We start from the raw sequence: 11,501 nt of genomic DNA, 5'->3' as shown, positions 1-11,501 counted from the left end.
GCTCCGGCTGAAAGTACTGGCGATGCCAAGAAAGATGCTGTCGCTGCGGCTATTGCTCGCGCTAAAGCGAAGAAGGCTCAGCAGGCGGAATCAACATCTGACGCTCAAACTGAAAGCTCTGGCGATGCCAAGAAAGATGCTGTTGCTGCGGCCATTGCTCGTGCTAAAGCGAAGAAAGCTCAACAAGCTGAATCGGCTTCTGACGCTCCGGCTGAAAGTACTGGCGATGCCAAGAAAGATGCTGTCGCTGCGGCCATTGCTCGCGCTAAAGCGAAGAAGGCTCAACAAGCAGAATCAGCTTCCGAGGCTCCAGTTGAAAGTACCGGCGATGCCAAGAAAGACGCAGTAGCTGCTGCGATTGCTCGCGCTAAAGCCAAGAAAGCTCAACAAGCGGAATCAGCTTCTGACGCTCCGGCAGAAAGCTCTGGCGATGCCAAGAAAGATGCTGTCGCTGCGGCCATTGCTCGCGCTAAAGCCAAGAAAGCTCAACAAGCGGAATCAGCTTCTGACGCTCCGGCTGAAAGTACTGGTGATGCTAAAAAAGACGCCGTTGCTGCAGCTATCGCTCGCGCTAAAGCGAAAAAAGCACAACAAACAGAATCAGCTGCTCAAACCGAAAGTGAAGCTCCAGCTGAAAGCTCTGGCGACACTAAGAAAGATGCTGTCGCTGCCGCTATTGCACGTGCTAAAGCTAAGAAAGCTCAACAAGCTAAGCAAGACGAAACGGCAGAAACTCCCGAGCCAGTGGTTGAAGTGGAAGCTGAAACTCAACAAGAGTCAGTCGATCCTAAGAAAGCACAGCAGGCTAAGCAAGACGAAACAGCAGAAACTCCTGAGCCAGTGATTGAAGTTGAAGCTGAAACTCAACAAGAACCAGTCGATCCTAAGAAAGCAGCTGTTGCTGCCGCTATTGCTCGTGCTAAAGCAAGAAAAGCACAGCAAGAGCTAGATAAAAAGAATAATGAGGAGAAAGAGTAGTGGCCTTCTTTATCGCCAGCTCACCGCACGCACACAGTCGTAGAAGCACCCCAGATCTGATGAAATGGGTCGCTATTTGTGCATTGCCAGGTCTACTAGCTCAAACCTACTTCTTCGGATGGGGTACGCTCATCCAGTTAGTATTTGCTATCGCACTTGCGGTTACCTTTGAAGCGGCAATCATGCTGCTAAGAAAGCGCCCACCAGTGATGGCGCTACGTGATTACAGTGCTGTTGTCACCGCTTGGCTACTCAGTGTCGCGATTCCTCCACACTCTCCGTGGTGGATTCTAGTGATAGGTATGTTCTTCGCAATTGTCATCGCGAAACACCTATACGGCGGACTTGGGCAAAACCCATTTAACCCAGCGATGGTCGCTTACGTTGTTTTGCTGATCTCATTCCCAGTTCAGATGACCAGTTGGAATGCTCCAGCTAGCTTAACGGCTGAAGCAACCAGTTTTGTTGACTCATTCTTGATGATCTTTACTGGCTTCAATAATGAAGGATTATCTCTACAGCAAGCTCGTTTAGGGATTGATGGCACCACAATGGCGACGCCACTCGATGCCTTCAAAACCGCACTAACGGCAGGCAACACAGCGTCTGAAGCTCTGTCTCAACCTCAATTTAGCTGGTTAGCTGGCGTGGGTTGGGAATGGGTAAACCTTGCTTACCTTATTGGTGGCTTAGTGCTTATCAAGCAACGCGTGATTCAATGGCATATCCCAGTAGCGTTTCTGGGAAGCTTGACCCTATTTAGCCTAGTGTTCTTGATGTTCACTCCTGGCGAGACCGCATCACCGACCATTCATCTATTGTCTGGTGCGACTATGCTCGGCGCATTTTTCATTGCGACCGACCCTGTTTCAGCATCAACAACAGTGAAAGGTCGCTTGGTGTTTGGTGCTCTGATCGGCGGTTTGGTATTTATCATCCGCAGTTGGGGTGGTTTCCCTGATGGCGTGGCGTTTGCTGTATTGTTAGCCAACATGTGTGTTCCACTGATTGACTACTATACCAAACCTCGTACATACGGCCACTAAGGGAGCGGATACCATGCTAAATGCAATTAAGAAAAACGGCCTTGTACTCGCGATCTTTGCGTGTGCTTCGACGGGTTTGGTCGCGGTAACTCACTACCTGACTAAAGATCAGATCAAACAACAAGAACAGGCTCAGTTACTGTCTGTTCTTAACCAAGTGATCCCACACGATCTGCACGACAACGAGCTGTTTTCGTCTTGTACTTTGGTTCAAACAGAAGAGCTTGGAACTGAGCAAGCGATGCCTGCTTACATTGCTAAAATCAATGGTGAGCCGAGTGCGATTGCGATCGAAGCGATTGCCCCAGACGGCTACAACGGCGCGATTAAAGTGATTGTTGGAATGAAGATCGACGGTACTATTTTAGGTACTCGCGTGCTTTCTCACCAAGAAACTCCAGGTTTGGGTGATAAGATTGATTTGCGTGTAAGTGATTGGGTTCTTTCGTTTGCAGGCAAACAAGTAACAGATTCTAATCTTGACCGTTGGAAGGTTCGTAAAGACGGTGGTGACTTTGACCAGTTTACTGGTGCAACCATCACACCTAGAGCGGTCGTGAAGTCAGTCAAACAAGCGGTTCAATACGTTAACCAAAACAACCAAGCATTGCTTGCTCAACCTCTAAATTGTGGTGGTGAATAATGAGTGACCATAAAACACTGATCAAAAATGGCATGTGGGCCAATAACCCTGCCCTAGTACAACTTCTTGGGTTATGTCCGCTGCTGGCCGTATCGTCAACAGTCACTAACGCACTTGGGCTAGGTATTGCTACCTTGCTTGTACTGGTCGGTTCAAACGTTTCTGTTTCTTTGGTTCGTAACCACGTACCAAAAGAAGTGCGTATCCCAGTATTCGTAATGATCATTGCCTCGCTAGTAACGTGTGTTCAATTGCTAATGAACGCTTACGCCTATGGGCTTTACCTCTCTTTGGGTATCTTCATCCCGCTGATCGTGACCAACTGCATCATCATTGGTCGTGCGGAAGCCTTCGCTTCAAAGAATGAAGTGCTACCAGCGGCTCAAGATGGCTTCTGGATGGGTCTAGGCATGACATCAGTATTGGTCGTGTTAGGTGCGATGCGTGAGATTATTGGTAACGGTACCCTATTTGATGGCGCAGACCTGCTGCTTGGTGACTGGGCTTCTGTGTTACGAATCCAGATCTTCCAATTTGACAACAGCTTCTTGTTAGCCCTGCTTCCACCGGGTGCCTTTATTGGTGTTGGTTTCTTAATTGCTTTGAAAAACATCATCGATAACCAAGCAAAATCTAGACAACCAAAACAAGAAAAACCAGTCATTGAACGCGCTCGCGTTACCAATGCTTAATAAGTTAAATTAACTTAAACCCCGCTGAGTTAGCTCAATCACCCAGCGGGAAAAATCAGATCTAAACAGTACATATAATAATGACGCTCATAAGAGCGCGTAACCGATGATAAAGCAGAAGCAATCCAAGCTTCATGCCCTAACTATTTGAAAGTAATGTCGCTATGAACAATGTAAAACGAGTAGAAATACTTGAGCGTTTAAGAGAAAACAATCCAAAGCCAGAGACTGAGCTTAATTGGAACAGCCCATTCGAACTGCTGATTGCCGTTCTATTGTCTGCACAAGCAACCGATGTCAGCGTGAACAAGGCGACTGATAAGCTGTACCCTGTAGCCAATACTCCACAAGCTATTTTCGACCTAGGTGTTGATGGTTTAAAAGAGTACATCAAGACCATCGGCCTATTTAACTCAAAAGCAGAAAACACCATCAAAACGTGTCGTATGCTGCTTGACCTACATAATGGTGAAGTACCGGAAGATCGCGCTGCATTAGAAGCCCTTCCAGGTGTTGGACGTAAAACAGCAAACGTAGTGTTAAATACCGCTTTCGGTTGGCCAACCATTGCCGTTGATACTCACATCTATCGTGTATCAAACCGCACTAAGCTAGCGATGGGTAAAACCGTCGACGATGTCGAAGCAAAACTACTTAAAGTTATCCCAAAAGAATTCAAACTGGATGTCCACCATTGGCTCATTCTTCATGGACGTTACACCTGTGTCGCACGTAAACCACGCTGTGGCAGCTGTATCATTGAAGATCTCTGTGAGTACTCTCCACCAAAAAAAACGTAAAGAGCTAACGTACGATAAAGATAGGGATTCCAGTTGGAATCCTTTTTTTTGCTTTACAAATATTAAAAAAGCACATATGGTATAATTATGTGTAACTGATAACGAGTTTTGTAATGATTGGTTTGAGTGAAAGTATTCAAGTTAGGATATACAAAGATATAGATAACGCTTCTTTTCCCGTAGTTGTTCGGGGGAGTGGTCTACCTTGCTGCTTGCACCTTAACGCTTATCTCAATGGCAATCATAAGTCCCCATTTTCAAAGGTGAATTCAAAAAAGGGGAAATCAAAACAGTCACCATCATTCTACACTCGAAAGAAATATGCTTATGAGTTGAAGTTTTTGTACTGCTTCTTCATGCAAAAGAACATTGACCTTGTCGAGCGTGTAGCAAGTGGCTCTTTTCTATCTATCGAGGAAATAGACGGTTATATTCATGCTTGTAAATTCTATGTGGACACTGAGGATGAGAGCGAAAGCGGCACTGTAGTTAGCCTTACCGATAAAAGAATTAGGGATGCAATCCATGCGACATCCAACAGTCAACCAGAAGTATCAGCGCATACTTTTCATCAACGCCTCAACCGTCTTAAAGCCTACATTGAATTTTTATATGTGTGCCATCACTACGATAAAGCTGAGACTGAGCAGCAAATCTCCACGGATGACCAATTTAATAAATTCAAACTCTACATCAGTACAGCAATTTCTAGCTCCCGAAAAGACAATACCATCACAAAAGATCCCCTTGAATCGGTCATTCCATCCGATAAATTTTTTAATTTATTAGAGGTTATTCAAGAGCGTTCTTCAAACAACCCCTTCAAGTCGAGCAAGCTTCGAAATCAAATTATCACCCAGATATTGATTGATACAGGTGTTCGTGTTGGGGCTGTCTTGAAATTGAAAGTGAGTGATTTAGTGGACGATTGGGACAATCCTAGATTCCTGCTCACCCGAACCCCCGATGACCCTACGGACACAAGGCGTCTTCCCGCTGCAAACAAAACAAAAGCATTATCTGTTTCAATCTCTCACGATTTAATGAAGCTGATTAAGCTCTACATCGAAACAGTGCGCAAAAGTACACCAAACTCTCATGAACATGATTTCGTTTTCATCTCAGAAAAAGGAAGAACTATCGGAAAGCCAATGTCTTACAACGCAATTCACAAAGTCATTAAGACGATTGGAGATTGTGTTGGGATAGCACTACATCCACATCTACTTCGTCATAAGTGGAATGAAATCTTTGAAATCAAAGCCAAAGCCAAAGGGTTCTCACCGGATAAAATCGAAGACCTTCGCAAATATGCGATGGGTTGGGTAGAAGATTCAAAAATGGCATCAGTCTACAACGAGTTCCAGTTAGCCATGACGGTAGCTGAAATTTCATCCAAGAACCTGAGCCAATCCGTACCCAACCTGAGAGGTAGCAAATGAACAGCGCTGAACTTAAAAGCTTAAAAAAAAGCTATGAAGGTAAACGAACTTTTCAATCAAAAGAAACGGGTTACGAGTTTGATCTCTTTTCTGATGAATGGTTGCTTGGCTACAAGAAGCCGCTTTACCTTGGCTGGATGAATGCGTTAGATAGCGAAGCCTTTCTCGACCTACGACTGGCTATCGCGCACGCTGCCAAACATTATGCTTATTCAAGCATAAGTGGGCATGTCAGCAACTTAAAAACCATTTGCGATTACTTAGAGCCAACGACTTTTGAGGCGTGGTGGTTAACGCTCACGAGCTATAAAAAGACAGTAAAAGATGCCCTATCCGCATTTAGCAAACGAAGTCATGTGTACAACAGCAGTCTTCTTACTCCGCTCTATGACCTCGTTAAGAATGAGAGTTTAGGCAGACAAGGTGGCTCAAAAAATATCCTTGATGAAACAACGGGGGCTTACAGTGAAATCGAGCGTGATAACCTTCTTGAAGCACTAAGAATTGAAACCCTCCATGCACTCAGCAGTGAGATTGCAACAGCACAGCCTTTCACTCGCCTTAGAAACGTTCTGGCTTGCCAATTGATGGTGGCAATTGTAAGAAGACCTACCCAACTGGTTAAAATTAAATGGTGTGACCTTTTGCGGGTCGGTCAAACATTTAAGTCGCACAAAGAAAGCAACCGTGATTGGCAACCTTTAACACAGCATCATTTTTCTGATGTAGAGCAATTGCACCTACGAACCTTCAAAGGTAAAAATGGAGCGTTTAGAGTCGATGCCGAGTCACGTTCTCATCGCCTGGAGCCAAATCTGTCTGAATTGTTGCTTCAGTATTACCAAGTGTACGAAACCTTCCTTTGCGCTTCATTGAGCAAGAGCGGTGTTGTCCTCTCTGAGAGTGAAACAAAAGAGCTAATGCAACGACTTCCCTTGTTTCCAGACCAAAGTGTATTCTCCGCGAAATTTGATACAAAAGAGAGTCTCTTTCAATCCGTGAGCGATACATCCGAAGCATTTCACACATCTTCAGTTTCTCTTATAGGCAACATTACTTACCTCTTCAATAAAAAGCTCGATATTAAAAGTGATCGCCTCGTTCATCAGCCTCTTGAATTTAAAAACAATCGCTGGCGTCATACCCAGTTAACCCTCGCCGCCTGGATGGGGTTAAGCCCTGCGCAAGTTGCTGCAATTACAGGTGTCACGATAGAAGCAATACAAAATTACCTTGATTTAAAAGCGCCTGAACGAGTCAAAATTGACGAAGCCTTTGCGGGTAACAGTGTCATACAACGTTTTGATAGCGTATCTTCGAAAGAATTACAGCAACACGCTGACTTTAAGGTGAAAAGCCCGTTTGATGAAGAGATGGGACACAAACTTAACCCGACCAACTGCTCAAGCTGTCAATCAAAGGGAGCCGCCCCAATGGGGTGCTATCCCTGTGATAACTTTCGACCTTTGGAAACCGCAAACCATCAGCAATATTTAGATAAGGCAGAGCGTAAACTGGCGATTAATAGTCAATCAGGCCACCCCGCTACGGTTAAACGACTGCAAACCATTATTCTCTATATCAGAGTGACAATTATGCTGTGCGAAGAACGAAAAACCATGAAAGTGGGGGCGCAAAAATGAGTCAGATTAACCGCTACATTGATAATCAACGCGCTTATGTTGCCAAAAAGAAAGCGCAGCCTCTGATTGGATTTACTAACGCTCAAGGTGAGCAGGCATCTTGGGAAGATATTGCTGTCACGTTTACCGACAGTGATAACAGAACCCAGAATATTTACTTTTGTAATCTAAATAGAAAGATGCCAAAAGTGGGAACGCGCTTCACGGATGAAGATCGATTAGCACCTGATATGCATGACTTATTATTGACCTATGTACTTGATATATTCAAAGAAAACATATCTATAGAGAGTAAGGCACAAAAAATCGCAGCCGCAAGAATCTTCCTTTGTCACCTAAATGAGAATATCGCGACCGCCACCCTTGAAAGGATTCAAGCTGCCATCAACCTTATGATATACAGTACTAACTTAAAATCTTTTATCAACTGGCTGCATCAACATAAAATGCTCGCGAAAAGCTGTCAGCCCGACATCAAGACTACCGCAGAATCAGTTCGCAATAAAAGTGGCGATGATGCATTGCAAGCAGAACAAAACAAGCTCCCCTCCGAAAACGCACTACTGGCGCTCGGGGCTATCTTCTATGATGTTATTCCAACCTATCAGGATGGTGACAAGGAAGATGTTGAGGCTTGGCAACCCCTTTTATTACCAACGCAAGAGCAGCGAGACAGCTTTAGTTGCACAATGGCAGCACTTGGCATGGCTTCACCTAATCGAATCGGCGCAGAGCAAGTGCTTTTAACAGTGCAACGCATAAAGCCTCATACACAAGTTGTCGATGGCGAGGAAAAAACGGTGCATTACCTCAACTGGCGAGGCTCGAAGGGGTATAAGGATAATGCCAACCACATTAATGCAGAAATGGTCGATAGCTTAGACAGAGCGTTGTACTACACCATTCTCGCTACAGAGCCTGCAAGAGCGCTGGCTCGGTTCTATCGAAAGCCGAACCGCCCTCTGAAAGAAGTGCTCGGTGAATTCAAGCCCAGCGATGAGAATATTGCCCTGCTTAAGCCTTCCATGAGCAAATCAACCAACCTATTACACCTTGGTTTGCTGCTGGGCTTTTTTGACGGTAGTGACAAATGTGCTCGCGTCACGGCTGATACGAAGGGGGCAATAGATAGAACATATAAACCGCATCATCCAAAGTTCCTCAAGCCCATTGCACAGCTTGAAGCCTTCGATACACTGGTGTTTAAAGGTAAAGACCCTTACTCTCAAACCCTTACAGGGTGTGCGATTTCAATGCAGTATCAATACGATAAGTACACAGCAGGCAAGGAAGAACTCACCGTGGCAGAGTTTCAGAATCACACCATCGAGATGAATCAATCTCACCTAAAAGGTTACAATAGAGGGCAAAATAAGCGTGTCGATTTTGAGAACGCACTATTTGCCTACACACAAAAGCAGCTTGGCGGCAGAGTGGAACACCCCTTCCTTTTAGTGCCTATCAGTTCGCTAAGTGGCCTCTTTTCTGACGAACTAATAAAAGGCAATAAAAATCGGCTTACGCTCTTTGAGCGACACGGGTTCTCATCCAGCTTTTTGCTCAAGCCGCACCAACTGCGTCATTGGCAAAATGATCTTCTGGCTAAAAAAGGACTGCCTCACCACCTTATTTCTATGTTGTCAGGCCGAAAAAGCGCCGAGCAAACACTGACCTATATCCATACCACTGACGCTCAGAACGCATCTGTCATTGGGGACATCTCTTACTCTAATGAACTAGAAAGCGATGTCGAAAATAAGCTAAAGCTTCGTATTGCGACCATGGATCAATTTAATAAGGCAATCGACAATGAAACACCGACTTTTGTCCATGAGACAGGGTTTTGCGATCAAAACCTTGCCCTCTCACCCTGTACTTATATGTCGGAGTTTGAGACGCAATGTGCGTTATGCTCATCTTCTTGTCATGTAACCCATGATAGGGAGGCAATAGACTTACTCCAAAAGGATTTGAAAGTGCAAACGCACAACTTGGAGAGGATTCAAGCGTCTATTAACTTTGAAACAAGTGAAGGGCAGCACAAGTGGTACAAAACCTATTATCGCAATACTTGCATGCTAAAAAAACTCATTGAAGTGCTGTCCGATGAGGCAATAGAAGAAGGTCGTATGGTGCGCTTGCTAGCTCGCTCAAACAGCATAAGAATCACTAACTTAGAGACCCAAACGGTGGAAGAGAAAAAGTTAGCGTTGCCTGATGCCGAGCAAGCCCTGCAAGCTGCTATTGAGGCAAAAAACGACAAAAACCAAGATGAAGCAACGGATAATTTCTTAGGCTTTCTGGACTCACTCTAGGGTAAACAATATGGCACTTAAATCACTAGAAACCGACCAACAAATTTCCATACAGGCCCTTATTCGAAGCTGGGAAGGCAAGTTAACATGGGATTTATTAGTCACAAAAGTAGAATCCAGCTTAGGTATTGCAACCACGAGGCAAACGCTCGACAAGTACGCCAATATCAAGCACGAGTACAAACAGAAAAAGCAAGCCTTAAGGGGCAAGCCTGTTTCGCCTGAAAACAAGGAATTGCTTACTTACTTGCAAAAAGACGTGGATTTAGCAGAAAAGGTGATACAGCTGGAAGCGCAACTTACGGTCGCACAGTCAGAGATTGGTAAGCTTCAGGCTTTCATTCAAAAGTTATCCAGCATAGGCAAAACTAACCCAAGTGTCATGGATGTGTTTCAAAAGACCTTACAAGACGTTGAGCGCAGCAATAAGTAGAAATAGAGCTAAACCTCGAATTACGATATAGCGAGAGATAACATGGCAAGTGGTCAGCAGAAAGCACAGCAAAACTTGGAAGCATTTGAAGTGTGGAAAGCCACACAGACGGACGATGACTTTAAGCAAATCATGTTCCGAGGTCAGCTTAATCGAAACGAGGTGGCAAAGGGCATCGGCTGTGGAAAATCGGCGTTAAACCAAAACCCTGCCCTCAAAGAAGCGCTCAAAGCCTTAGAAGATAAACTGCGCGGCAAAGGTGTCCTGCCACCGTTGAGCGACGCTGCCAACAAGAATGAGAGCAAACCTCAAGCCTACGACAACACAGCAAATCGAAAGCTGCTCGATTCAAAACGGGTGTCGTCATTAGAAGCTGAGAACATTGAATTGAAAGCCAAGGTCAAGGAGCTTGAAAAGCGACTTGAGCGCTTTGGTGAGCTATCTGAAACTTTATCCGAAATGGGGTTGATGCCACGATGAATAGCGCTTTGCATGAAGACCAAATGCGTGTCACCAGTATCCCTTATCGCTCGAACAAGATGGTGATATTCAGCGGTGTACCGCTGGCGAAAGACTCTTACAAAACTAATAGTGGGAAGTATTACGTCACTATCAAAGCCGACCCCGATAGTATCCCTGTGCTTCCAACGCTGGGTCAGCACTGGTCAGTCAAAGGCGCTCGCCAGATAAAAAATATGGAGATGGGTGATTATGTCATGCAGCAGCACACGTATGAATCACCCAAGCATGTTGAATGCATGCTGCCCGAAACTGGCGAACAACTCATTCGTTTTATCGCAAGAGAAACTGACTTTAAAGGTATTGGTGAAAGCAAAGCTAGGGCGCTCTGGCAGCTCTTAGGTAAAGACTTCCATGCCACACTGCAAAATGACATCCCAGACTCTAGAAAGCGTCTAACATCGATTCTGAGTGACGATTCAGTGGAAGCGCTCTTTAAGGGGTACGCCAAATATAAAAATCTGGCACATTGCAACTGGATGAGTGAGCAAAACATCCCCGCCAGTGTGCAGCAACGGCTGCTCAAGCATCACGGTGAAGCCTCTATAGAGGTAATTAAGGATAATCCTTATGCTTTGATGGGCTTTGGTCTTTCGTTCAGTGCCATTGAAGATATTATCAAGGCAACGGATTTTAAGAGCGATGTTGCGAAGGATGACCCAAGAAGGCTCAGCGCGGCTCTGGAAATGGCGATTCGCAAGGAGATTGAAAAAGGTCACACCTATACCACTCATGCCAATGTGCGCCCTTACCTCAACAAACTATTGAAAGACAAAATACTGGTCACTCAGTCGTTCCAATCCGGCCATGATAAAGCTCAGTATATTTTAAATCCCGACACAGGAGCCTACCACCCAACGGCGCAACTTCTGATGGAAAGTGTCGTTGCCAAACGGCTTAATGCACTGACTAAGCGAAATGACTTATTTGATGAAAACGCCAATGCTGCCTATTGCTCTGCGGCTGCGGAACTGCCCTATGACTTAACCT

10 protein-coding genes and 1 pseudogene are annotated in these 11,501 nt (G+C 45.1%); all 11 read left to right on the top strand.

The window, feature by feature from the left end:
• A pseudogene (locus IQQ51_RS26680) lies at positions 1–978 on the top strand (electron transport complex subunit RsxC); the annotation flags it as partial.
• A complete protein-coding gene (gene rsxD / locus IQQ51_RS05555) occupies positions 978–2,024 on the top strand; it encodes an electron transport complex subunit RsxD (protein ID WP_050633736.1) in 1,047 nt (348 codons plus the stop codon). The pseudogene IQQ51_RS26680 and the gene rsxD, both read left to right, overlap by 1 nt.
• A gap of 13 nt (positions 2,025–2,037) precedes the next feature.
• Entirely contained in the window at positions 2,038–2,667 is a 630-nt protein-coding gene (gene rsxG, locus IQQ51_RS05550; protein WP_193840560.1) for an electron transport complex subunit RsxG, read from the top strand.
• Positions 2,667–3,359: an electron transport complex subunit E gene (locus IQQ51_RS05545; protein ID WP_012603531.1), complete on the top strand. Its 693-nt coding sequence runs from the start codon at positions 2,667–2,669 to the stop codon at positions 3,357–3,359. The genes rsxG and IQQ51_RS05545 overlap by 1 nt, the downstream gene beginning before the upstream one ends.
• A gap of 164 nt (positions 3,360–3,523) precedes the next feature.
• Entirely contained in the window at positions 3,524–4,159 is a 636-nt protein-coding gene (gene nth / locus IQQ51_RS05540; protein WP_061038813.1) for an endonuclease III, read from the top strand.
• Positions 4,160–4,272: 113 nt separating this feature from the next.
• Complete coding sequence (locus IQQ51_RS05535; RefSeq protein WP_193840559.1) at positions 4,273–5,601, top strand: site-specific integrase; 1,329 nt, start codon at positions 4,273–4,275, stop codon at positions 5,599–5,601.
• Positions 5,598–7,244, top strand: a complete 1,647-nt coding sequence (locus IQQ51_RS05530) for a hypothetical protein (protein ID WP_193840558.1) — start codon at positions 5,598–5,600, stop codon at positions 7,242–7,244. The genes IQQ51_RS05535 and IQQ51_RS05530 overlap by 4 nt, the downstream gene beginning before the upstream one ends.
• Complete coding sequence (locus IQQ51_RS05525) at positions 7,241–9,559, top strand: hypothetical protein (protein WP_228012689.1); 2,319 nt, start codon at positions 7,241–7,243, stop codon at positions 9,557–9,559. Before IQQ51_RS05530 ends, IQQ51_RS05525 begins: the two co-directional genes overlap by 4 nt.
• A gap of 10 nt (positions 9,560–9,569) precedes the next feature.
• Positions 9,570–9,992, top strand: coding sequence for a hypothetical protein (locus tag IQQ51_RS05520; protein ID WP_061026077.1), 423 nt, complete (start codon positions 9,570–9,572; stop codon positions 9,990–9,992).
• Between the two features lie 42 nt (positions 9,993–10,034).
• The gene (locus tag IQQ51_RS05515; RefSeq protein ID WP_193840557.1) at positions 10,035–10,472 is read left to right on the top strand and encodes a VPA1267 family protein; all 438 of its coding nucleotides are present in this window, start codon (positions 10,035–10,037) and stop codon (positions 10,470–10,472) included.
• Positions 10,469–11,501 (top strand): helix-hairpin-helix domain-containing protein (locus IQQ51_RS26675; protein WP_322632737.1); only part of this gene is annotated, 1,033 nt, incomplete at its 3' end. The genes IQQ51_RS05515 and IQQ51_RS26675, both read left to right, overlap by 4 nt.

Source organism: Vibrio sp. OPT18 (genome assembly GCF_015163615.1).
In the GTDB taxonomy this organism is placed as follows: Bacteria; Pseudomonadota; Gammaproteobacteria; order Enterobacterales; family Vibrionaceae; genus Vibrio; species Vibrio coralliirubri.
This window is presented reverse-complemented; position numbering and strand designations above follow the sequence as displayed.

Coding starts and splice junctions, on each gene's coding strand:
- rsxG (WP_193840560.1), top strand. CDS start 2,038: ATGCTAAATGCAATTAAGAAAAACGGCCTTGTACTCGCGATCTTTGCG.
- IQQ51_RS05545 (WP_012603531.1), top strand. CDS start 2,667: ATGAGTGACCATAAAACACTGATCAAAAATGGCATGTGGGCCAATAAC.
- nth (WP_061038813.1), top strand. CDS start 3,524: ATGAACAATGTAAAACGAGTAGAAATACTTGAGCGTTTAAGAGAAAAC.
- IQQ51_RS05535 (WP_193840559.1), top strand. CDS start 4,273: ATGATTGGTTTGAGTGAAAGTATTCAAGTTAGGATATACAAAGATATA.
- IQQ51_RS05530 (WP_193840558.1), top strand. CDS start 5,598: ATGAACAGCGCTGAACTTAAAAGCTTAAAAAAAAGCTATGAAGGTAAA.
- IQQ51_RS05525 (WP_228012689.1), top strand. CDS start 7,241: ATGAGTCAGATTAACCGCTACATTGATAATCAACGCGCTTATGTTGCC.
- IQQ51_RS05520 (WP_061026077.1), top strand. CDS start 9,570: ATGGCACTTAAATCACTAGAAACCGACCAACAAATTTCCATACAGGCC.
- IQQ51_RS05515 (WP_193840557.1), top strand. CDS start 10,035: ATGGCAAGTGGTCAGCAGAAAGCACAGCAAAACTTGGAAGCATTTGAA.